This window comes from Nocardioides aquiterrae (assembly GCF_039526625.1).
In the GTDB taxonomy this organism is placed as follows: Bacteria; Actinomycetota; Actinomycetes; order Propionibacteriales; family Nocardioidaceae; genus Nocardioides; species Nocardioides aquiterrae.
In genome coordinates this window covers 37,460-58,549 of record NZ_BAAAJE010000004.1, presented here as the reverse complement: position 1 = coordinate 58,549, position 21,090 = coordinate 37,460, and the positions used below count along the sequence as shown (strand labels likewise).

At 72.5% G+C, this 21,090-nt stretch carries 21 protein-coding genes; 12 read left to right on the top strand and 9 right to left on the bottom strand.

Annotated features, from left to right (window positions below; genetic code table 11):
* Positions 1 to 15: 15 nt before the first annotated feature.
* From ABD086_RS06000 to ABD086_RS05975, 6 genes are all read right to left on the bottom strand, one after another.
* Positions 16 to 435 carry a chemotaxis protein CheW gene (locus ABD086_RS06000; protein ID WP_343906552.1) on the bottom strand — a complete coding sequence of 140 codons (420 nt, stop codon included), beginning with the start codon at positions 433 to 435 and terminating at the stop codon, positions 16 to 18.
* Positions 432 to 2,702 carry a chemotaxis protein CheW gene (locus ABD086_RS05995; protein WP_343906550.1) on the bottom strand — a complete coding sequence of 757 codons (2,271 nt, stop codon included), beginning with the start codon at positions 2,700 to 2,702 and terminating at the stop codon, positions 432 to 434. Before ABD086_RS05995 ends, ABD086_RS06000 begins: the two co-directional genes overlap by 4 nt.
* 100 nt (positions 2,703 to 2,802) lie before the next feature.
* The gene (locus ABD086_RS05990) at positions 2,803 to 3,147 is read right to left on the bottom strand and encodes a hypothetical protein (RefSeq protein WP_343906548.1); all 345 of its coding nucleotides are present in this window, start codon (positions 3,145 to 3,147) and stop codon (positions 2,803 to 2,805) included.
* A 23-nt stretch (positions 3,148 to 3,170) separates the two neighbouring features.
* Positions 3,171 to 4,559: an APC family permease gene (locus ABD086_RS05985; protein WP_343906547.1), complete on the bottom strand. Its 1,389-nt coding sequence runs from the start codon at positions 4,557 to 4,559 to the stop codon at positions 3,171 to 3,173.
* Between the two features lie 51 nt (positions 4,560 to 4,610).
* Positions 4,611 to 5,282 carry a LuxR C-terminal-related transcriptional regulator gene (locus ABD086_RS05980; RefSeq protein WP_343906546.1) on the bottom strand — a complete coding sequence of 224 codons (672 nt, stop codon included), beginning with the start codon at positions 5,280 to 5,282 and terminating at the stop codon, positions 4,611 to 4,613.
* Positions 5,275 to 6,567 carry an ATP-binding protein gene (locus ABD086_RS05975; protein WP_343906545.1) on the bottom strand — a complete coding sequence of 431 codons (1,293 nt, stop codon included), beginning with the start codon at positions 6,565 to 6,567 and terminating at the stop codon, positions 5,275 to 5,277. The genes ABD086_RS05980 and ABD086_RS05975 overlap by 8 nt, the downstream gene beginning before the upstream one ends.
* Before the next feature lie 144 nt (positions 6,568 to 6,711).
* On the opposite strand from ABD086_RS05975, the gene ABD086_RS05970 reads away from it, so the two are divergent.
* The 3 genes from ABD086_RS05970 to ABD086_RS05960 are packed head-to-tail and all read left to right on the top strand — an operon-like array spanning position 6,712 to position 8,353.
* Entirely contained in the window at positions 6,712 to 7,884 is a 1,173-nt protein-coding gene (locus ABD086_RS05970) for a PspC domain-containing protein (protein WP_343906543.1), read from the top strand.
* Positions 7,881 to 8,159 carry a hypothetical protein gene (locus ABD086_RS05965; RefSeq protein ID WP_343906541.1) on the top strand — a complete coding sequence of 93 codons (279 nt, stop codon included), beginning with the start codon at positions 7,881 to 7,883 and terminating at the stop codon, positions 8,157 to 8,159. Before ABD086_RS05970 ends, ABD086_RS05965 begins: the two co-directional genes overlap by 4 nt.
* Positions 8,156 to 8,353 carry a PspC domain-containing protein gene (locus ABD086_RS05960; RefSeq protein WP_343906539.1) on the top strand — a complete coding sequence of 66 codons (198 nt, stop codon included), beginning with the start codon at positions 8,156 to 8,158 and terminating at the stop codon, positions 8,351 to 8,353. Before ABD086_RS05965 ends, ABD086_RS05960 begins: the two co-directional genes overlap by 4 nt.
* Here ABD086_RS05960 and ABD086_RS05955 read toward each other — a convergent pair.
* On the bottom strand, positions 8,317 to 9,213 hold the full coding sequence (locus ABD086_RS05955) for a glycerophosphodiester phosphodiesterase family protein (protein WP_343906537.1): 897 nt from the start codon (positions 9,211 to 9,213) through the stop codon (positions 8,317 to 8,319). The genes ABD086_RS05960 and ABD086_RS05955 overlap by 37 nt on opposite strands.
* Positions 9,214 to 9,285: 72 nt before the next feature.
* On the opposite strand from ABD086_RS05955, the gene ABD086_RS05950 reads away from it, so the two are divergent.
* From ABD086_RS05950 to ABD086_RS05915, 8 genes are all read left to right on the top strand, one after another.
* On the top strand, positions 9,286 to 9,840 hold the full coding sequence (locus tag ABD086_RS05950; RefSeq protein WP_343906536.1) for a YbaK/EbsC family protein: 555 nt from the start codon (positions 9,286 to 9,288) through the stop codon (positions 9,838 to 9,840).
* Positions 9,837 to 10,310, top strand: a complete 474-nt coding sequence (locus ABD086_RS05945; protein WP_343906534.1) for a DUF6328 family protein — start codon at positions 9,837 to 9,839, stop codon at positions 10,308 to 10,310. The genes ABD086_RS05950 and ABD086_RS05945 overlap by 4 nt, the downstream gene beginning before the upstream one ends.
* Positions 10,300 to 11,202 (top strand): hypothetical protein, encoded by a 903-nt coding sequence (locus tag ABD086_RS05940; RefSeq protein ID WP_343906532.1) that lies wholly within the window; start codon positions 10,300 to 10,302, stop codon positions 11,200 to 11,202. The genes ABD086_RS05945 and ABD086_RS05940 overlap by 11 nt, the downstream gene beginning before the upstream one ends.
* Before the next feature lie 58 nt (positions 11,203 to 11,260).
* Positions 11,261 to 13,000 (top strand): ABC transporter ATP-binding protein, encoded by a 1,740-nt coding sequence (locus ABD086_RS05935; protein ID WP_343906531.1) that lies wholly within the window; start codon positions 11,261 to 11,263, stop codon positions 12,998 to 13,000.
* Entirely contained in the window at positions 12,997 to 14,745 is a 1,749-nt protein-coding gene (locus tag ABD086_RS05930) for an ABC transporter ATP-binding protein (RefSeq protein ID WP_343906529.1), read from the top strand. The genes ABD086_RS05935 and ABD086_RS05930 overlap by 4 nt, the downstream gene beginning before the upstream one ends.
* 103 nt (positions 14,746 to 14,848) lie before the next feature.
* Entirely contained in the window at positions 14,849 to 15,445 is a 597-nt protein-coding gene (locus ABD086_RS05925) for a hypothetical protein (protein WP_343906528.1), read from the top strand.
* A gap of 3 nt (positions 15,446 to 15,448) precedes the next feature.
* Positions 15,449 to 15,667: a hypothetical protein gene (locus tag ABD086_RS05920; protein WP_343906526.1), complete on the top strand. Its 219-nt coding sequence runs from the start codon at positions 15,449 to 15,451 to the stop codon at positions 15,665 to 15,667.
* Positions 15,668 to 16,736: 1,069 nt separating this feature from the next.
* On the top strand, positions 16,737 to 17,888 hold the full coding sequence (locus ABD086_RS05915) for a DUF222 domain-containing protein (RefSeq protein WP_343906524.1): 1,152 nt from the start codon (positions 16,737 to 16,739) through the stop codon (positions 17,886 to 17,888).
* A 27-nt stretch (positions 17,889 to 17,915) separates the two neighbouring features.
* On the opposite strand, the gene ABD086_RS05910 is transcribed toward ABD086_RS05915, so the two are convergent.
* A complete protein-coding gene (locus ABD086_RS05910) occupies positions 17,916 to 18,320 on the bottom strand; it encodes a hypothetical protein (protein WP_343906522.1) in 405 nt (134 codons plus the stop codon).
* 183 nt (positions 18,321 to 18,503) lie between these two features.
* Positions 18,504 to 19,889: an MFS transporter gene (locus ABD086_RS05905; RefSeq protein WP_343906645.1), complete on the bottom strand. Its 1,386-nt coding sequence runs from the start codon at positions 19,887 to 19,889 to the stop codon at positions 18,504 to 18,506.
* A 187-nt stretch (positions 19,890 to 20,076) separates the two neighbouring features.
* On the opposite strand from ABD086_RS05905, the gene ABD086_RS05900 reads away from it, so the two are divergent.
* The gene (locus ABD086_RS05900; RefSeq protein ID WP_343906521.1) at positions 20,077 to 21,084 is read left to right on the top strand and encodes an iron ABC transporter substrate-binding protein; all 1,008 of its coding nucleotides are present in this window, start codon (positions 20,077 to 20,079) and stop codon (positions 21,082 to 21,084) included.
* Positions 21,085 to 21,090: the final 6 nt, after the last annotated feature.

Genomic DNA, 21,090 nt, shown 5'->3' with positions numbered 1-21,090 from the left:
GTGGGTGGCTGGTGGTCAGGCCGCCACGGCGCGACTCACGTCGAGCGCGAGCAACAGCTCACCTTCGAGCTTGTACGCGCCGAGCAGCAGTTCCCGAGAAGTGCCGGACAGCGTGTCCGGCGGAGGCTCGAACTGGTCGACGTCGACGTCGACGACGGCGCCGATCGTGTCGACCATGAGCGCGACCGGCTCGCCGGCGACCCGGATCACCACGAGCATCGGCTCGGTGTCGGTCTCGCGCGCGGGCAGGTCGAGCTGGACCCGCAGGTCGACGGCGCTGAGCACCTGACCGCGGAGGTTGATCAGGCCCGCGAGGGTTCCGGGGGCCAGCGGGATGCGGGTGCGCGTCTGGCCGCGCAGCACCTCCTGGACCGCGTCGACGTCCACGCCGTACAGGCGTCCGTCGAGGGTGAAGGTCACCATCCGGCTGCTCACACCGCCTCCTGGAGGTCGTCGCCGAGCGTGAGCTCGGGTGCCGTGTAGAAGTCAGGGTCGGCGGCGAGGATCGCCGCGCGGACGTCGAGGACCTCGACGATCCGGTCCCGGATCAGGGTCGAGCCGAGCAGGCCGTGATCGTCGATGTCGCTGCGCACCTGCGCCTCCTCCTCGACGATGTCGACGATCTCGTCGACGACGATCGCCACGCTGCGCGAGCCCGCGGAGTAGACGACGACCACCAGGTCGTCGGCGACGCGCTCCCCGACCGCACCGAGGTGCCGGTCGAGCCGCAGCAGCGGCAGGATCGCGCCGCGGTACTGCACGACCTCGCGGCTGCCCACGACCTCCACCGACGAGGTGGGGATGCTCTCCAGGCGGGTGACCGAGGACAGCGGGATCGCCACCCGTCGACCGCCGCCGATGCCCGCGACCAGGACCCGCTCGGACTCGGCAGCACGCTGCTGCCGGTCCGCGGACTCCACCTCGGCGGCGCGCTCCAGCGCCTCCGCGGTGAGCGCCCGCCGGGCGAGCGCCTGGACGTCGAGGATCAGCGCGACCCGGCCGTCGCCGAGGATCGTGGCCCCGGAGTACGTGCCCAGCGCCTTGAGGCGCGAGCCGAGCGGCTTGACGACGATCTCCTCGGTGCTGAGCACCCGGTCGATCACCAGGCCGAACCGCTTGCCCTCGGCCTGGAGCACCGCGATCAGCACGTGGCCGTCGGACCGGTCGGACTCGACCCCGAGCACGTCCGCCAGCCGGACCAGCGGGAGCAGGGCCCCACGCAGGCGGTAGACCGGGGCGCCGTTGACGTCCTCGACCGCGGCCGCGGCGCGGTCGGCGTCCAGCGCGACCAGCTCGAGCAGGCTGACCTGCGGGATCGCGTAGCGGTCCCCGGCGCACTCCACGGTGAGCGCGGGCACGATCGCCAGGGTCAGCGGGATGCGCAGCCGGCAGGTGGTGCCCTTCCCGAGGACGGAGTCGATCTCGATGGTGCCGCCGATGCTCTCGATGTTGGTCTTGACCACGTCCATGCCGACCCCGCGGCCGGAGACGTTGGTGACCGCCGCAGCGGTCGAGAAGCCCGGCAGGAAGATCAGCTGGAGGATGTCGCTCGGCGACATCTGCGCGAGCTGCGCCGTGGTCCGCAGGCCCTTGTCGAGCGCCTTCTGGGCGACCTTGTCGACGTCGATGCCGGCGCCGTCGTCGCAGACCTCGACGACGACCTGGCCGCCCTGGTGGTAGGCCCGCAGGGTCAGCACGCCGTCGGCGGGCTTGCCCGCCGCGGCCCGGACCGCGGGCTCCTCCAGGCCGTGGTCGACGGCGTTGCGGACCAGGTGGGTGAGCGGGTCCTTGACCGACTCGAGCAGCGACCGGTCGAGCTCGGTCTCGCGGCCGACCATCGTCAGCGTGACCTGCTTGCCGCACGCCGCGCCGAGGTCGCGGACGACCCGCGGCAGCTTGGACCAGAGGTGGTCGATGGGCTGCATGCGGGTCTTCATGACCCCCTCCTGCAGCTCGGTCGCGATCAGGTTGAGCCGCTGCGCGGAGCGGGCCAGCTCGACGCCCTCCTGCTCGGAGGCCTGGCGGACGATCTGGTTGCGGGTGAGGACGAGCTCGCCGACCAGGCGCATGAGCGTGTCGAGCAGCTCCACGTCGACCCGGATCGAGGACTCCGCGATCGTGCGCCGCGGACCGTGCTCCTCCTCGGCCACCGGCGCGGCGGGCGAGGCGGGCGAGGCGGGCTCCGGCGCGGGCTCCGGCGCGGGCTCCGGCGTGGGGTCAGCCGCGGTCTCCGGCTCGACGGTCTCCACGACCGGCTCGACGGTCTCCACGACCGCTTCGAGGGGCTCCACGGCCGGCTCCCCCGCCTCCGCGCTCCCGCCGTCGAGCAGGGCCGTGATCTTCTCGACCACGACGGTGACGTCGACGTCGCCCTCGGTGCCGTCGGCCTCGATGGCGGCGAGCAGGTCGCGCACGGTGTCGACCATCGCCAGCAGGGCGTCGGTGGTCCGAGGCGTCATCGACATCTTGCCGTCGCGGAGCCGGGCCAGCAGGTTCTCGCCCACGTGGGTCACCGACTCCAGGCTCCCGAAGGCCAGGAAGCCGCTGGTGCCCTTGATCGTGTGAATCGTGCGGAAGATGCTCCCGAGCAGGTCCCGCGAGTCGGGCTCACGCTCGAGCTCCACCAGGTCCCGGTCGAGCTGGTCCAGGTTCTCGTGGCTCTCCACGAGGAACTCCTGGACGATCTCGTCGATCTCGTCCACCCGTCACGCCCTCCCTCGGTCTTGTCGAGAGGGCAGATCGGCGGCGGAGCGTACTACCTGAGGCGGTTCCTCAAATAATCGGTCCGGGGGTGGGCGGGACTCAGGTCCAGAAGACCGCGACGCAGACGTTGCCGACGGTCAGCAGGAGCAGCAGCGCCCACAGCCCCTTGGAGATGCTGGGCTTTCGCAGGTTGGCCATCACCAGGACCAGGATCACCAGCGCCACGACGCCCTTGACCGCGATCTTGGCGTGGTCGATGTCCCCGTCGCCGGCCTCGATGACCCCGACCAGGGCCAGGCCGGCGACGAACGCCGTGCCGATGCCGTCGCGCATCAGCGCGTTGACCGACTTCTCCGGGCTGCGCGCCTGCACGAGCAGGCCGCCGAGCAGCGCCGAGAAGCCGAGGATGTGCACGACCAGGAGCAGGTGCCGCAGGAAGTCCATGACCGAAGCCTAGGGCGACCCGGTCAGGCCTGCTGGGCCGGGTGCCGCCGCTTGACGGCGTACTCGACGAGGAACAGGACCACGCCGACGCCGAGCAGCCCGGCGCACCACAGCAGCGAGACCGGGTCGTCGTACACGGACCAGCCGAAGATGGCGACGTTGCCGACCAGGCCGACCACGAGCAGCGGGGTGTTGGCGTGGAACGTGCGCTCGTCCTCGTCCTGCCCGCGGAGCTTGAGCGCGGAGACGATCACCAGCGCGTAGATGAACAGCAGGAAGAGCACCGTGACCGTGGCCAGGCGCGCGACCAGGTCGAGCCCGGAGCCCGAGCGGCTGATCAGCGACCCGACGACCAGCAGCGCGATGACGACGGTCGCGCTGAAGAGCAGCCCGACCCAGGGGCTGCGGCGGCCGGCGTGCAGGCGCTTGAAGACCGCGGGGACGACGTCCTCGTTGGCCATGCCGTAGAGGATGCGCGGCTGGGTGACCACGGCCACCAGCGTGGTGTTGGTGATCGCGATCATCGCGATCACCGCGAAGAGGGTGGTCATCAAGCCGGTCGGCAGCGGCAGGATGCCCTCCTTGACCACCTCGAGCAGCGCCGCGTCGGAGTTCGCGAGCGTGCCCGTGTCGACGGTGAGCGCGGCGGAGATCGAGACCAGGACGTACACCGTGCCCGCCACGACCATGCCGCCGATCAGCGCGCGGGGGTACGAGCGGTGCGGGTCGACGGTCTCCTCGGCGACGTTCGCGGTGTTCTCGAAGCCGGTCATCGCGAAGAACGAGAGCGCGACTCCGGCCAGCAAGGCGAGCGCGGGGTTGCCGTCGGTGGAGAAGTCGACCAGGTTGCCGAACCGGCCGTGGCCCTCGGCGACGTACCAGATGCCGGTCACGACGATGAGCACCAGGCCCGCGATCTCGACGAACGCCATCAGCATGTTGACGACCACCGACTCGGTGATGCCGACGAAGTTCACGACGGTCAGCGCCAGGACGAACAGCAGCATCACCAGCAGCGCGGGCGGGCCGGACCACAGCTCGGCGAAGTACTGCGCGAACCCGCTGGCCAGGGACCCCGCCGCCGCGAAGCTCGCGGACAGGAACGAGACGGTGACGAGGAAGGCCAGGGCGGTGCTGCCGAACGCCTTGTTGACGTAGAGCGCCGCGCCGGCGGCACGCGGGTACTTGGTGACCAGCTCGGCGTACGCGCTGCCGGTGATCGTGGCGATCGCGACGCCGACCGCGAAGGCCAGCCAGAACGCGCCGCCCACGGCGGCGGCGACCAGGCCGATGAGCACGTAGATGCCCGAGCCGAGGACGTCGCCCACGGTGTAGAAGAACAGCTGGGTCCCGGTGATGGAGCGCTTGAGGCCGGTGTCGGTCTCGTCGAGGCGTGCGTCGGTCGCGGTCACGGGTGGTCGGTGCCCCCTGCGGGTCCGCCGGAAACGAGACCCCGGTCTCGCTCAGAGCAGCCTGCGGTCCGACGCCCAGCGGGTGAGCTCGTGGCGCGAGGACAGCTGGAGCTTGCGCAGCACGCTGGACATGTGGGTCTCGACGGTCTTGATCGAGATGAACAGCTCCTTGGCCACCTCCTTGTAGGCGTAGCCACGGGCGATCAGCCGCATCACCTCACGCTCGCGCTCGGTGAGGCGGTCGAGGTCCTCGTCGACCGCGGCGACGTCGATCGCGCCGCTGAACGCGTCCAGCACGAAGCCTGCCAGCCGGGGCGAGAACACCGCGTCGCCCTCGGCGACCCGCTGGATGGCCTGCACCAGCTCGGGGCCGGTGATGGTCTTGGTGACGTAGCCGCGCGCACCACCGCGGATGGTGCCGATCACGTCCTCGGCGGCGTCGCTGACCGACAGCGCCAGGTAGCGGGTCTCCGGCGAGGCGCCCGCGGCGGTCACCCGCCGCATCACCTCGACTCCCCCGCCACCGGGGAGGTGCACGTCGAGCAGCACGACGGCCGGGCGCTCGGCGGTGACCGCGGCGATCGCCTCGTCGACGTCGGCCGCCTCGGCCCGCACGTCCACGATCCCGCGGCCCACGCTCTCGAGCTCGGCGCGGACGCCGCGCCGGAACATGGCGTGGTCGTCGACGATCACGATGCTGACCGGGCTGACCGGCTCACTCATGACTCTCCTCCTGGACTCGGGACAGGTGCAGCCGCACCTCGGTCCCCTCGCCGGGCACCGACCGGACCTCGGCCGTGCCCCCGTGACGCTGCATCCGGTCGACGATGCTGCGGCGCACGCCGTACCGGTCGGCGGGCACGGCCGCCGGGTCGAAGCCGCGGCCCCGGTCGCGGACGAACACGTCGACCGCTCCCCTGGTCACCTCGGCGTAGACGTCGACGCGACCGCTGCCCGCGTGCTTGGCGGCGTTCGTGACCGCCTCACCGGTCGCGTTGACGAGCGGCCGCAGGGACTCGTCCAGGCCGCAGTCGCCGACGGTCACGACGTCGACCGAGACGCCGTACTCGTCCTCGACCCGGGCCGCGACGCCGCGCAGCGCGCTGGCGATCGTGCGCTCGTCGGTCGCCTCGCCGGCGTACAGCCACGACCGGAGGTCGCGCTCCTGGGCGCGCGCGAGACGGGCGACGGTCGCACCGTCGTCGGCGTTCTTCTGGATCAGCGCGAGGGTCTGGAGGACCGAGTCGTGCAGGTGCGCGGCGACGTCGGCCCGCTCCTGGGTGCGCACCCGTTCGGCCCGCTCGTCGGTCAGGTCCGAGGCCAGCCGGTAGATCCACGGACCGATCACGATGCCGAGCCCGACGACCGTGAGGATCGCGGCGACCGCCACGTCGCGCGCCATCGACACCGAGCCGCCGTGCGCGGAGTAGAGCACCAGGGCCACCAGGATCAGCAGCACCCCGGCGGCGACCCGCGCGTACGACGCCCAGCCGCCCCGGCCGAACACGACCCGCATCGGGTCGATCCGGCCGGTGCTGTCCAGCCAGCGCTCACGCTGGGCCTCGTCGGCCTGCCGCCAGAGCAGCCCGATGCCGACGATGCCGATCAGCAGCGGCCAGAACACCGCGCCGCGCCCGAGGACGGCCTGGAGCAGCAGGATCGCGCCGAGGCCGAGCGCGGCCAGCGCGATCGCGGGGCCGATGTCGCCGAGCCGGCGGATCCGGCCCGGGCGCCGCCCGCCGCGGGTCGCGCTCTCGATGCCGGGCGCGCCGGTCTCGAAGTGCGAGTCGGACGGGAGCATCCACCACAGCGCGGCGTACAGCAGGACGCCCATCCCGCCGAGGAACGCCGCCAGCACGAACCCGGCCCGCACCCACAGCACGGGCACCGCCAGGTGTCGCGCGAGCCCGGAGGCGACGCCCCCGAAGATCGGCTCCTGCGTGTCGCGCGTGGCGCGCCGACCGCCGAGCGGGACCGTCGCGTCGGCGGTGGTGTGGGGACTGCTCATCGTGGGTCAATCGTCACACAGCGAGAGGCCCCTCACCATGAGGGTGGACCCCGGTCGGACCCTGACGACGGGGACCTTTCCCCGGTGCAGGATCAGGGGCGTCCCCGATGGTCTCGCGGGCCGCGGAGGACCAACCTTGGTGCCATGACCACCTCTCCGCCCGAAGCACCGTCCGGCCCGCCTCCCGCAGACGGTCCACGCGTCACCGGCGACCAGGTCCGCGACCTGGGCCGCCTCCGCCGCTCCCGCACCGACCGCAAGGTCGCGGGCGTCGCGGGCGGGCTCGCCCGCCACCTCGACGTCGACCCGCTGATCCTGCGGGTCGCGTTCGTGGTGCTGGTGTTCTTCGGCGGAGCCGGACTGATCCTGTACGGCGCCTGCTGGCTGCTCGTCCCCGAGGACGGTGCCCAGCGCGCTCCGCTGCACCTCGACGAGCGCACCCGCTCGGTCGCGCTGATCATCGTCGGCGTGGTCGCCGCGCTGGCGCTGGTCGGCGACTCCTGGGGCGCGTTCTGGTTCCCGTGGCCGGTGGCCGTCGTGGCCCTGGTCGCGCTGTGGCTGCTGACGCGGAACAACAACCCGCAGCCGCCGGCGGGCCCGGTCGTGCCGCCGCCGCCCGGACAGCCGGCCGCGTCCGCACCGACGACCGAGCCCGCCTACGCCCCCTACTACACGCAGCCGGTGCGGCCGTTCCAGAGCTACGTGAAGCCACCCAACCCCCGCAAGCGCGGGCCGATCCTGTTCTGGTTCACGCTCGCGCTGGTCGCCCTCGGCGAAGGAGTGCTGGGGATCATCGACCTGGCCGGCGCGAACGTCGCGGGACCGGCGTACCCCGCGCTGGCCGTCGCGATCTGCGGCGCGATGCTCCTCGTCGGCGCGTTCTTCGGCCGGGCCGGCGGCATCATCCTGGTCGGCTTGGTCGCCGCGCTCGCCCTGGCCGTCGCCACGGCCGCGGACCAGATCGACGCCAAGTCGGTCAGCGTGACCCCCCTGACCGCGAGCGAGGTCGCCCCCCACTACTCGCTCGACGTCGGCGAGCAGCGCATCGACCTCTCGCAGGTCACCGACGTGGCCGCGCTCGACGGCCGCACCGTCGCCGTCGACGGCCGCGCGGGGACGATCGACATCACACTCCCGCCCGGGCTGAGTGCCGACATCGACGCGACCGTCGACGGGGCCGGCAGCATCAAGCTGTTCCGCTACCAGCACGGTGGCATCGGCGGCATCGAGGACCACCGGCTGGTCGGCCCGCCGGACGCGCCCACGGTCCACCTGGTGCTGGATCTCGAGCTCGGAGAGATCGAGGTGACCCGATGAACCGCGAGTCCGGACGGCACCCCGTCAACGTCGGGCACCTGGTGATGGGCATCGCGTTCCTCGCGATGGTCGGCGTCTGGGCCCTGATCCAGGCCGGCGTGGTCGGCGACGGCGACGTCCGTTGGCTGCTGCCCGTGCCCTGGGTGCTGGCCGGCCTGGGCGGGCTGGTCGCGATCGCGATGTCCGGCAGCCGCCGCTGGACGACCCGGCAGACCGGCTGGGTCGAGCCCGCCACCCCCACCGAAGCGAACGACCCCACCGAGGAGATCCGATGAACGACCTGCGCCAGAAGAACCTCGTCCGCCGCCGCGACGACCGGATGGTCGCCGGCGTGTGCTCCGGGGTCGCCGACTACCTGGGCGTCGACGTGGCGCTCGTCCGCGTGCTCGCGGTCGTGGCGCTGGTGTTCAGCTTCGGCGCCGCGCTGGTGGCCTACGTGGCCGCGTGGATCCTGATGCCGGAGGTCTGAGGAGCCTGAAGCCGGCAGGCTTCGAGCGTGGTGTCGGGGTGGTCGGTGAACAGGCCGTCCACCCCGGCAGCCACCAGCGCCTGGGTGTCCTCGATCGAGTCGGTCTCGTCGCGCAGGGTCCACGCGTGGACCTGCAGCCCGGCCGCGTGCGCGTCGGCGACCAGGCCGGGCGAGACCAGCTCCTTGTCCACACCGACCGCGTCGGCGTACTCCGCCACCCGCCGCAGGCCCGTCCCGGTCACCAGGTCGACCCGGCCGGTCGCGCTCACCAGCTGCACCAGCGGGCGCGACGTCCGCGACCGCAGCCACCGCAGGTTGCCCGGCTCGAAGGACTGGACGAACACCGGCAGGTCGCACCCCGCGAGCGCCGCCAGCAGGGGCTCCTCCAGCGCCAGGCCGATCGTCGCGAAGTACGACGGGTGCTTGGTCTCCGGGTACACCCCGATGGCCCGGCCCAGGCGCTGCGACTCCGCCTCGACGAGCGTGAGGACCTCGTCGAAGGTCGGCACCTCGTAGCGCCCGTCGTACCGGGTGTTCCGGGGCCGCAGGTCCGGCAGCCGCTCGACCGCGCGCAGTGTCTTGAGCTCGGCCAGCGTGAAGTCCTCCACGAACCAGCCGGTGAGCTCGCGACCGTCGACCACCTTGGTGGTCCGCCGGCCCGCGAACTCCCGCCGGGTGGCGACGTCCGTGGTGCCACCGATCTCCGCCTCGTGCCGGGCGACGAGGACCCCGTCCCTCGTCGCCACGAGGTCGGGCTCCACGAAGTCGGCGCCGAGCGCGATCGCAAGGCGGTACGACGCGAGCGTGTGCTCCGGCCGGTAGCCGGACGCCCCGCGGTGGGCGATGACGAGCGGTGTCATGCGTCCAGCAGACGCGGGTCGAGTGGCGCGAATGCGGGAGCGACATGAACCCCAGGTGACAGGATGACGGCCATGACGTCCCCCACCGGCGCCCCCAGCCTCGGCCGGATCGAGACCGTCCCCGCGCTCGACCGTCCCGACCTGCTCGCCCCGCCGGTGCACGCCGCGCTCGCGGCGTGGCCCGGCGCCGACCGGGTCGGCGTGATCGAGATCGACCCGGCGATCGCCGACACGGCGGCGCTGGCGGCGGCCTACGACCTCGGCATGGACACCGGCGCGAACTGCGTCGTGGTGGCCGGCCGGCGCGACGGCGCCGAGCGGGTGGCCGCCTGCCTGGTCCGCGCGGACACGCGCGCCGACGTCAACAACCTGGTCAAGCGCACGCTCGACGTCCGCAAGGCGTCGTTCCTGTCCATGGAGCGGGCCGTCGAGGAGTCCGGCATGGAGTACGGCGGGATCACGCCGGTCGGTCTGCCCGAGGGGTGGCGGCTGCTCGTGGACCCCCGGGTGCTGGACATCGAGGTTGCGGTCATCGGCTCTGGGGTACGCCGGTCGAAGCTGTTGATCCCCGGTGCGCTCGCCGCCGAGCTGCCCCGGGCCGAGGTCGTGGAGGGACTGGCCCAGTGAGCAACGGAACCGACGGGCGCGACGAGACCGAGGACGAGCGCCTCGACCGGAAGTTCAACGACCTGCTCCAGGAGCTGCGCGTGATGCAGACCGGGGCGCAGCTCACCGCGGGCTTCCTGCTCACGCTGCCGTTCCAGCCGTCGTTCCAGGACCTCGACGACTTCGACAGCGGCCTGTACCTCGTGCTGGTGCTGCTGGCCGCGGTGGCCACCTCGCTGGTGATGGGCCCGGTCGCCATCCACCGGCGGCTGTCCGGCCACCACATCAAGGAGCGCGTCGTCGAGTCCGCCCACCGGATCGTGTACGTCGTGCTCACGTGCGTCGCGCTGCTCGTCACGGGCATGGTGATGCTGATCTTCGACGTGGTGCTCGACCGCACGTACGCCGTGATCACGGCCGCCTGCGTCGCGTCGCTCCTGCTGGGCCTGCTCGTCGTGCTGCCCATCGGCCTGGTGAAGGATGAGGACTAGGGTCGCCGCGGCCCTCGCCGCCGTCGTGCTCCTCGCCGGCTGCAACGACGCCGACACCTCGGCCGGTGCGCCGGAGCCGAGCCCGTCGATCCGCACGCTGACCCCCATCGCCCTGCCGCCGCCCCCGCCGCCGACCGGGAAGCTGCGCGCGGACATGCGGCAGTCGTCCCGGGACGCCGCCGCGGGGCGGATGGAGGTCTGGATCGACAACGACACCGCACACCAGATCCGCCCTCGGCGCATCGTCTACTCCGACCCGCGGTTCCGCACCCCGCTGCGCGGCACCCGGCTCCGCCCGATCCCGTCCCAGTCCGAGCGCGGCTTCCCGATCTACCTGCCGCCACGGCCCGCCTGCGACCAGGCGTCGGGCCGCGGCCGGGTCCAGGTCGTCCTGGGCGGCCGGCCGATGGTCGTCCGCGTCCAGGATCCGACCGACGTCGCCGGCCGGTACGCGTCCTCGCGCTGCCTCGAGCTCGCGATCGCGAAGGTCGCGGACCTGCGCTGGTCGGACGCGGTGCCGTGGGACGGGCAGGAGGGCTCGGACAGCACGCTGACCCTCGTCGTCACCCCGACCGGGGCCGCCGGTCCGGCCCTGACCCTGGACACCGTCTCGGGCACGCCGGTGCTCTCCCCCGTCGGCACCGACGTCTGGCGGCCGGACGTCACCGTGCACGGGAAGGACGGCCCGCAGCGCATCGAGCTGCCGCTCAAGCCGACCCGCTGCGACGCGCACGCCTTCGCCGAGTCGGGCGGCGCGACGGCGTTCATCGTCGGGCTGCACCTCGGCGGCAGGCCCGGCCGGATCACGCTGCGGATGAGCACCGAGGGCGCCGCGAACGCGCTGGCCTACGCGAAGAGCTCGTGCGGCGACCTGCGCGAGGTCACCGAGTGACCACGCTCACCGCGTAAATGATTCGCTCGCGAAAGACCTGAGTTCGTAGCGTGAGAGCGTGCACCACCTGCCCCACGACCACCCCGGCGAGCCGGACCACCGCAGCCCCGGCCGGTTCCTGTGGTGGCTGGCCAGGAGGCAGTGGCCGACGCTGGTCGGGGGCATGGGCTTCGGCATCGTCTGGATGAGCTCCCAGGCGGTCATCCCGGCGGTGATCGGCCGCGCGATCGACCGCGGGGTCGCCGCCGAGGACACCACGGAGCTGGCGAAGTGGGCCGCGATCCTCTTCGCGATCGGCCTGGTCCAGGCGGCCAGCGGCATCATGCGACACCGGTTCGCGGTCACCAACTGGCTGATCGCGGCGTACCGCATCGTCCAGCTCGTCACCCGGCAGACCGTCCGCCTCGGTGGCACGCTCCCGCGCAAGGTGTCCACCGGCGAGGTGGTCGCGATCGGCACCAACGACCTCGCGCACCTCGGCCAGATCATGGACGTGTCCGCCCGGTTCGCCGGCGCCTGCGTCTCGTTCGTGCTGGTCGCGGTCATCCTGCTCCAGACGTCGGTCACCCTCGGCCTGGTGGTGCTGATCGGCGTCCCCCTGCTGATGCTCGGCGTCGCGCCGATACTCGGGCCGCTCCAGCGACGCAGCGCCCACCAGCGGCACCTGATGGGCCAGCTGTCGAACACCGCCAGCGACATCGTCGGCGGCCTGCGGGTGCTGCGCGGGATCGGCGGCGAGCAGGTCTTCCACGACCGCTACGTCCGCGAGTCGCAGACCACCCGCCAGGCCGGGGTCCGGGTGGCGAGGATCCAGTCGGTGCTCGACGCCCTCCAGGTCTTCCTGCCCGGGCTGTTCGTGGTGATCGTGGTCTGGATCGGGGCCCGGTACGCCGTGGAGGGTGCGATCTCCCCCGGCGAGCTGGTCGCGTTCTACGGGTACTCGGCGTTCCTGATGATCCCGCTGCGGACCGCGACGGAGTACGCCAACAAGGTCATCCGGGCCCGCGTCGCCGCGGGCCGCGTGGTCCGGGTGCTCGCGCTCGAGCCCGAGGTGGCCGAGCCCGCCCATCCGGCCGACTCCCCGGCCGCGGGGGCGGAGCTCCGCGACGACCGCACCGGCCTGCTGGTCCGCCCCGGCCTCCTGACCGCGGTTGTGAGCGAGCAGCCCGACGAGTCCGCCGAGCTGGCCGACCGGCTCGGCATGACCCACGCTCCCGTCGACGACGAGGTCACGCTCGGCGGCGTACCGCTGACCGCGCTGCGGCCCGCGGAGGTCCGGTCCCGCATCGTCGTGTCGGACACCGGGGCGCTGTTCTTCTCCGGCCGCCTCGGCGACCGGCTCGACGTCACCGGCGACGGCGACGGCGACGTCGCTGGGGCGCTGGACACCGCGTCCGCCGCGGACATCCTGGACGCGCTGCCGGACGGGCTGGACACCGTCGTCGCCGAGCGCGGCCGCAGCTTCTCCGGGGGGCAACGGCAGCGGCTCGTGCTCGCCCGCGCCCTCACCGCGGACCCGGAGATCCTGGTGCTGGTCGAGCCGACGTCGGCCGTCGACGCCCACACCGAGGCCCGGATCGCCGACCGGCTGCACCGGCACCGGTCCGGGCGCACCACGGTCGTCACCACCAGCAGCCCGCTGATGCTCGACCGCGCCGACGTGGTCGCGTTCCTGCGGAGCGGGCGGGTCGTCGCGACCGGCACCCACGCCGAGCTGTTGGAGACGAACGTCGAGTACCGCCGGGTCGTGACCCGCGAGTCCGAGCCGGAGCTGGCCGTCAGCGAGGTGCCATCGTGAGCGCCACGACCCACCTGCCCGTCGCCGACGGGCGCGGCGTGCGGCGGTACGCCGTGCGGCTGGCCCGGCGGCACCCCCGGATGCTCTGGGGCGCGGTGGCGCTGCACGTCGCCGCGGCGCTCGCCGGGCTGGCCGCACCGCGGCTGCTCGGCGACCTCGTGCAGGCCGTCCAGGACGGCACCACCGTCGGCCACGTGGACCGGATCATCGCGGTGCTGGCCGGCTTCCTGGTGCTCCAGACCGTGCTCACCCGGTTCGCCCGCTACCTGAGCCAGGTGCTCGGCGAGCAGGTGCTGGCCGAGCTGCGCGAGGACTTCGTCGACAACACGCTGGCGCTGCCGGTCGGCGTCGTCGAGGCCGCGGGCTCCGGCGACCTGCTCACCCGCACCAGCCGCGACGTCGACCAGCTGGGCTGGTCGGTCCGGATGGCGCTGCCGGAGTGGACGATCGCGGTGATCACCGCGGTGGTCACGTTCGTCGCCGCGCTGAGTGTGGGCTGGTGGGTGGCGATCCCCTGCCTGCTCGGGGTGCCGCCGCTGGTGATCGGACTCCGGTGGTACCTCAAGCGTGCCAAGGACGGCTACCTGCGCGAGAGCGCGACGTACTCCCAGATCAACGCGACGCTCACCGAGACCGTCGAGGGCGCCCGGACCGTCGAGGCGCTCGGCCTCGGCGACGAGCGGATCCGGGCGGTCGACGAGGACATCGCCGCGTCGTACCGCGCGGAGCGCTACACCCTCTACCTGCGCACGGTGTTCTTCCCGAACATGGAGATCGCCTACCTGGTCCCGACCGTGGCTACGCTGCTGTTCGGCGGCTGGCTCTACACCCAGGGCGAGGTCTCCCTGGGCGCGGTCACGACCGCGACGCTGTACGTGCAGATGCTGATCGACCCGGTCGACCGGATCGTGTCGATCCTCGACGAGCTCCAGCTCGGCGCCGCGTCGCTGGCCCGCCTGCTCGGCGTCGCGCAGGTGCCCGACGACCGCGAGAGCACGGGCCGCGAGCCGGACGGCGAGGAGATCGACGCCGCGGACGTGCGGTTCTCGTACGTCGAGGGCCGCGACGTGCTGCACGGGGTCGACCTCTCGGTCGGCGTCGGCGAGCGGATCGCGATGGTCGGCCCGTCGGGTGCCGGCAAGTCCACGCTCGGCCGGCTGCTCGCGGGCATCCACCCGCCGCGCACCGGCTCGGTCACCGTCGGCGGCGTCGGCCTGACCGAGCTGCCGCTCGACGACCTGCGCGGACACGTCGCGCTGGTGACCCAGGAGCACCACGTCTTCGTGGGCACGCTGCGCGAGAACCTCGCGCTCGCCCGCCTCGGCGCCACGGACGAGCAGATCCGCGCGGCGCTCGACGCGGTGGACGCCCTGGACTGGGTGGACGCGCTCGAGGACGGCCTGGACACGGTCGTCGGCTCGGGCGGCCGCGCGGTCAGCGCCGCCCAGGCGCAGCAGATCGCGCTGGCCCGGCTGGTGCTGGCCGACCCGCACACCCTGGTCCTCGACGAGGCGACCTCGCTCATCGACCCGCGCGCCGCCCGGCACCTGGAGCGGTCGCTCGCCGCCGTCCTCGAGGGCCGGACCGTCATCGCGATCGCGCACCGGCTGTTCTCGGCCCACGACGCGGACCGGGTCGCGGTGGTCGAGGACGGGAGGATCGCCGAGCTCGGCTCCCACGACGAGCTGGTCGAGGCCGGTGGCTCGTACGCCGCCCTGTGGGACAGCTGGCACGGGCGGGGCTGAGGAAGCGGGCCCCTGCCGTGAACCCCCCGGCTGGGTCATGTCGAACCCGGCCGCGAGTGCCCTACCGTCGGGAGTGATCTCGGGTCGCACCGAGGAGGCCGTCATGCGCCGATCACCCACCCGCTTCCGTCCGGCTCCGGCGCTTGCCGCGATCGCGGCCCTGGGCATCGTCTCCCTCGCGCTGGCCTTCCCGGCGTACGCCGGGCTCACCCTCGACTCGGCCGACTGCCAGGGCGAGATCATGGTCAACGGCGACGACGGCACCGACACGACGATCACCCAGGACACCGACCGGGCGACCGTCGACCCGAGCGGGAGCTACTCCGGCACCGGCAGCATCAACGGCGGCAAGGGACACAAGAAACGGTCGTACTCCGGGTCACTCGAGATCGACCTACCGGCCCCGCTCCCCGACTACGGCCCCAGCTCGTGGTCGTGGTCGGACGACGCCAGCCGCACCTATGCCACGACGGAGCCCAAGACCGGGACCTACGACCTGCCGGGGTTCGTCCCCCGCGGCTTCTATGTGCCGTTGGTCGCGACCCACGCCGAGAACGGCGAGAAGGTCTGCGCGTACGCCGGAGAGATCAAGGTGAGCGGCAGCTTCGCGGACAGCCCGGTCTCCCTCGCGGCGGCGGCGGGAACGCTCCTCTTCGGCGCGCTCGCCACGCTCGCCGGCGTCAGCAGAAGGGCGGTGTGAACCATGCGCGGACGACCGGTGCTCGGGGTCGTCGCCGGCTTCCTGTTCGGACTGTTCCTCGCGGCCACCCTGGTGTTCGCGGGCGTGCTGCCGCTCAACAGCGTCCTCGTCACCGTGCTGCCGTTCCTCGGCATCGGCTACGGCCTGGTGATGGCGAAGGTGGCGCCGTTCCGGCGACGAGGCCGGGGGGCTGCCGAACAGCCTCGTCCGGCCACGGACTGAGCCCGCGCCCGGCCGCGGCTGTCAGCACCCCACGGTCCGCTCGTGGTTGCGGCCGACAGGCAGCGAACGGGGCGGTGGGCTGGTGGTTGCCGTGGCTTCCCGGCTCACCGTTGGTCGAGCTTGTCGAGACCCCGGACGACGAACGCGGAGCGGTCGACCGTCAGCTGCTCGCGGTGGGCTCGGGTTGCGACCGACAGGCAGCGAACGGGGCGGTGGGTGGGTGGTTGCGGCCGGTGCCCGGCTCACCGTTGGTCGAGCTTGTCGAGACCCCGTACGACGGACGCGGTGCCGTCGACTCTCAGCACCTCCCAGTCCGCTCGGGTTGCGACCGACAGGCAGCGAACGGGGCGGTGGGTGGGTGGTTGCGGCCGGTGCCCGGCTCGCGGCCGGGCGGTGTTCGGGTCGTGTGCCTGAGACCGCGCTATAGCTCGGTGTGAGGCACACGACCCAGCACAGCGAGTGGGTCCTGACGGTCGCTTGCCGGCGCACCGTGGGTTGAGCTGGTCGAGACCCCGGACGGCGAACGCGGCGCCGTCGACTCTCAGCACCTCCCAGTCCGCTCGGGTTGCGACCGATAGGCAGCGAACGGGACGGTGGGTCGCCCTCCCGTTGGTCGAGCTTGTCGAGACCCCGTACAGCGAACGCGGCGCCCTCACCTGTCGGCACCTCGCGGTGGGCCCGGGGTTGCGACCGATAGGCAGCGACGGGACGGCGAGCGGGTGGTTGCGGTAGGCGCCTGGCTCACGGACGGCGCGGAAGTGTGGTGGATCCGACGCACCAGGTGAACCGGATCGACCACACTTCTGGATCCGGTGGTCGAGGTGCGAGGAGCACCAAGCGGCTAGCCTCGACAACACCCCGGCACGACGTGTGGAAAGGGCGCCCGAATCGTGACCTGATCTTGACCAGAACCCCTGTGCAATAAGGGGATTCTCGCCGGTCCACTGTCGGTGGTCGGTGCTTGAGTAGACCCATGACAGCCATGGCCACACCCCGGCACCGGGTGTCGGCTGCGACCGCGTAGATGCGCGCCGCGGCCGACGCGGTGACCGATGCGTCGGTGTGGTCCATGGGTCCGGAGGAAACCGCCGCGACCCTGGTCGAGCTCACCCGGGTGATCGATCAGGCGATCGAGCTGCAGGCCCGGGTCGCCGCGCATGCCGACACCCTGCACGTGGGCCAAGACGTCGGCGCGTCCAGTGCGGCGGCGTGGCTGGCGCACGAGACCAAGACCACCCGCGGTGCCGCCCACGGGGCGGTCAGGTTGGGCCGGGACCTGGAGACCCACCCCGCGACGAGGGACGCCCTGGCGGCCGGCGGCATCCATGTCGAGCAGGCGCGGGTGATCCTCCGGTGGATCGACGACCTGCCCGACGACTTGGACCGAGATCTGGTCGCGAAGGCCGAGGCGCACCTGCTCGAGCAGGCCAACCACCACGTCGCGACGGCGTTGAACCGGCTCGGCCGCCGGTTGTTCGAGGTGATCGCCCCCGACGAGGCCGACGCCCGCGAAGCCGCCCTGCTCGCCAAGGAAGAGGCCGCGGCGCCCAAGGCGTGCCGGCTGACCGGGTACGACGACGGCACGGGCAAGGCGCACTTCACCGGCACCCTGCCGTCCCACCAGTGGGCGGCGTTGAAGAAGATGCTCGCCGCGATCGCCTCGTCCAAGCACCAGACCGCCACCAAGGGTGCCGGCGCCGCAGCGAACCGGCCACCCACCCCCGAAGCCATGGGGCAGGCGTTGCGAGCTGATCGAGCGGTACCCCGCCGACCGGCTCCCCAACACCGGCGGCATCTCGGCGACCATGGTGGTGTTCATCGACCTCGACGTCCTCCTCGGCCGGCTGGAGAAGGCGTGCCTGCTCGACACCGGCGCGAAGATCTCCCCCGGCCTGGCCCGGCGGCTGGCGTGCGAGGCAGGGATCATCCCCGTCGTCCTGGGCGGGGACTCCAACCCCTCGACGTCGGCCGCAAGAGCCGGTACTTCACCGAGGCCCAGCGGATCGCGATGCTCGTGCGGGACCGGGGCTGCCGCGCCGAAAGCTGCGACCGGGTCAGCGGACTGCACGCCCACCACAAGCAACGCTGGGTCGACGGCGGCCACACCAACCTCACCGACGGCGTGTCCCTGTGCCACTGGCACCACAACCGCGCCCACGACACCGGCTATACGACCACCTACCACCCCAACGGCGACGTCACCTTCCACCGGAGGACGTAGGCCGGCCCGGCTAGGTGCCGTGCGGGATCACGGCCGGTAGAGCTCCGACAGCTGCACGGTGGTGTCGCCTGTCGACCACACCGCCACGGGCACACGTCGTCCTGCTGCCACCTCGACGAGGTCCGCGCAGCTCACGACATGGTCCATCAGCGGCTCGCGGTATCCGACCACGATGATGCCCGTGCACACGGTGCCTGGTGCGAGCCGGACCGGGTGGCTGGCTCCGTCGGGGGCGTCGAAGTAGTCGTCGAGGAAGGGGAAGTCTGCTCCGTGTTCGCCGGCGTAAGCCTTCCCCTCGGCGTCGTTGACCATCGTGCGGAAGGGCTTCAGCGTGAGCTGCTCGCTCGGGGCGGTCAGCCAGCCCGTCTCCGGATCAGGGTCCGGGCACTCGTTCGTGGCGACGGGGAAGCCCGAGTGCGGGTCGCACCGCATGGTGTCCCTGGCTGGTCGAGCGCTACTCGACGCCGAGCCGGTGGCGGTGGGCCCGGGCGGGGTTGAACCTGCATCACAGCCGGCAACGAGGGTCGCGAGACACGCGATCCCCGCGATGGTGAACGACGTCCGCCTCATGCCGGTGAGACGCCCCGCGCTCGACCCGAGGTTGCCGTCGAGAGGTCAGGCGGCCGCCCGGGCCGGGCCGGGAGCCGCGTGGGAGAGCGGCACGACCTCGCCTCCCTCGCCGTCGTCGTCGGTGCGACGGCGCCGCGTCGACACCGCGGCGACACCCGCCAGCAGCAGGATGCTGGCCAGGCCCCCGAGGACCAGGCCGCCGCGGGCGCCGAGGAGCTGGAGCAGCCCCCCGAGGACCGGCGGTCCGGCCAGGCCCCAGCTGGTGCTGGCGGTCCGCCAGGCACCGAGCACCCGGCCGCGCATCGACTCCGGCGGCACCGTCTGCAGCATGGTCTGGGTACCGGTGGCCAGCGCGGCCTCGGCGGCGGCCATGGGGACGGCGAGCAGCACGACCACCGTCAGCACCGGGCTGAGCCCGACGAGCGTCTGCAGGCCGGCGGCCACGGCCGCGAGCGCCAGCACGAGGCCGAGCCGCGGCACCCGGACGAAGCCGGCGAGCAGCGCACCGAGGATGCCGCCGACCGCCAGGGCGGTGCTCACCCGGCCGTAGTCGGCGGCGTCGCCGCCGAGCGGTCCGGTGACCAGGGCGGCGGTGCTCATCGTGTAGTTGCGACCGAGCAGCGTCGTGACCAGGCACACCAGCAGCAAGGTCAGCAGCGCCCGGTCGCCGAGCAGGTAGCGGACCCCGGCCCGCACGCCCTGGCGGTCCGCGATCGACGGCACGGTGCCGGCCGCCGAGGTCTCCGGCTCGGCGAGGGCGGCCGGGCGCGGGGCGCTGCGCAGGAACGGGATGGTCGCCGCGACGAGCAGGAAGGACAAGCCGTTGGCGACGTAGGCCGCGCCGATGCCGACGAACGACACCGCGGCGCCGGCCAGCGCCGTACCGCCCAGTCGGCCCAGGTTCATGGCGGCGGACCCGACCGCGATCGCGGACGGCACGTCCTCCTCGGGGACCAGCTCGTTGCCGAGCAGCGAGACGGCCGGGCCGTCCGCGGCCGCGACGACGCCGCTCAGCGCGCCGAGCACCAGGAGCGCGGGTACGCCGATGTGGCCGGTCGCGGCGAGCGCAGCCGTGACGAAGGCGATCACCGCCATCGCTACCTGACCCGCGCCGGCGACCAGCCGATAGGGGTACCTGTCGACGACGGCGCCGCCGAGGACCCCGAGCAGCAGGCCGGGTGCTGCCTGCGCGGACAGCGACAGGCCCACCATCATGGGCGAGCCGGTGAGCTCCAGCACCAGCAGGTTCTGGGCGACCATCTGCATCCAGCTGCCGGCGTTGCTCACCGTGTTGGCCGCGGTCCACAGCCGCATGCTGCGGTGCCGCAGGCTGCGCCAGGGGCTGTGCCTGCCACGCCGGGCGCGGCTGCCGGAGGCGGGCCGGCCGATCGACGTGTTGACTGACTGGGGGCGCCGGGGAAGGACGCGCATCACCATCGGGGAAACCACTCGAAACTTCGTGCGAACAGGGACGACGGAAGACATAACAGGACACTTCTCGACCGCATTCCGGCGTGGAATGAGTGGCGTGACGGCCCACGCGGTGTTCAACCACCCTCAGCAACAGTTAAGGTGAGGCTCGCCTAACTCCGTTTGCCGACGCACAGGAAGTTCCCTCGTGAAGCGCTTGCCCCTGGCTCTCTCCCTCGTTCTCGTCGTCGCGCTCGGCGGGGCGGCCTGCTCGTCCGACGACGGCCCGAAGATCGTCGTCTACAACGCCCAGCACGAGCAGCTGCTGGAGGAGATCGCGCCGAAGTTCGAGAAGAAGACGGGCATCGAGGTCGAGCTGCGCAACGGCTCGGACTCCGAGCTGGCGGCGCAGCTCCGGCAGGAGGGCGAGGCGTCGCCGGCGGACGTGTTCCTCACCGAGAACACGCCCGCGATGTCGGCCGTGGAGCGCGAGGGTCTGCTCGCGCCCCTCGAGGCGGCGGCGACTGACCCGATCCCGGCGCAGTACCGGCCCGACAGCGGGCTGTGGACCGGCTTCGTGGCCCGCTCGACGGTGCTCGTGTACAACCCGAGCCTGGTCAGCGAGGACCAGCTGCCGGCCTCGATCATGGACCTCGCAGACCCCGCGTGGGCCGGCAAGGTCTCCTTCTCCCCCACCGGCGCGGACTTCCAGGCGATCGTCGCCGCCGTGCTCGACCTGAAGGGTGAGGACGCCACCCGGCGGTGGCTCGAGGGCCTCAAGGCCAACGGCACCGTGTACGACGGCAACAACGTGGTGCTGGAGTCCGTGAACTCGGGTGAGGTCGCGACCGGCATCGAGTACCACTACTACTGGTACCGGGACCAGGCCGAGTCCGGCGAGAACAGTGACGCCAGCGAGCTCCACTTCTTCGGCGACCAGGACCCCGGCGCGTTCCTCAGCGTGTCGGGCGCCGGGGTGCTCAAGACCGCCGAGCACCCGGACGAGGCGCAGCAGTTCGTCGCCTACCTGACCAGCGAGGAGGGACAGCGGGCGCTGGCCGACAGCTACGCACTGGAGTACCCGCTCAACCCCGCGGTCAGCCTGGACCCGTCGGTGAAGCCGTTCGCCGAGCTCGAGCCGCCCACCGTCGCCGTCAGTGACCTCGACGGCGACAAGGTGGTGGAGCTGCTCTCCGACGCGGGGTTCGTCCTCTGAGCGTCC

Bases quoted from the DNA above. Each gene is read 5' to 3' on its own strand.
- ABD086_RS05965 (WP_343906541.1), top strand. From the start codon at position 7,881: ATGAACCGCGAGTCCGGACGGCACCCCGTCAACGTCGGGCACCTGGTG.
- ABD086_RS05970 (WP_343906543.1), top strand. From the start codon at position 6,712: ATGACCACCTCTCCGCCCGAAGCACCGTCCGGCCCGCCTCCCGCAGAC.
- ABD086_RS05925 (WP_343906528.1), top strand. From the start codon at position 14,849: ATGCGCCGATCACCCACCCGCTTCCGTCCGGCTCCGGCGCTTGCCGCG.
- ABD086_RS05980 (WP_343906546.1), bottom strand. From the start codon at position 5,282: ATGAGTGAGCCGGTCAGCCCGGTCAGCATCGTGATCGTCGACGACCAC.
- ABD086_RS05915 (WP_343906524.1), top strand. From the start codon at position 16,737: ATGGGTCCGGAGGAAACCGCCGCGACCCTGGTCGAGCTCACCCGGGTG.
- ABD086_RS05940 (WP_343906532.1), top strand. From the start codon at position 10,300: ATGAGGACTAGGGTCGCCGCGGCCCTCGCCGCCGTCGTGCTCCTCGCC.
- ABD086_RS05950 (WP_343906536.1), top strand. From the start codon at position 9,286: ATGACGTCCCCCACCGGCGCCCCCAGCCTCGGCCGGATCGAGACCGTC.
- ABD086_RS05975 (WP_343906545.1), bottom strand. From the start codon at position 6,567: ATGAGCAGTCCCCACACCACCGCCGACGCGACGGTCCCGCTCGGCGGT.
- ABD086_RS05960 (WP_343906539.1), top strand. From the start codon at position 8,156: ATGAACGACCTGCGCCAGAAGAACCTCGTCCGCCGCCGCGACGACCGG.
- ABD086_RS05920 (WP_343906526.1), top strand. From the start codon at position 15,449: ATGCGCGGACGACCGGTGCTCGGGGTCGTCGCCGGCTTCCTGTTCGGA.
- ABD086_RS05910 (WP_343906522.1), bottom strand. From the start codon at position 18,320: ATGCGGTGCGACCCGCACTCGGGCTTCCCCGTCGCCACGAACGAGTGC.
- ABD086_RS05990 (WP_343906548.1), bottom strand. From the start codon at position 3,147: ATGGACTTCCTGCGGCACCTGCTCCTGGTCGTGCACATCCTCGGCTTC.
- ABD086_RS05955 (WP_343906537.1), bottom strand. From the start codon at position 9,213: ATGACACCGCTCGTCATCGCCCACCGCGGGGCGTCCGGCTACCGGCCG.
- ABD086_RS05905 (WP_343906645.1), bottom strand. From the start codon at position 19,889: ATGCGCGTCCTTCCCCGGCGCCCCCAGTCAGTCAACACGTCGATCGGC.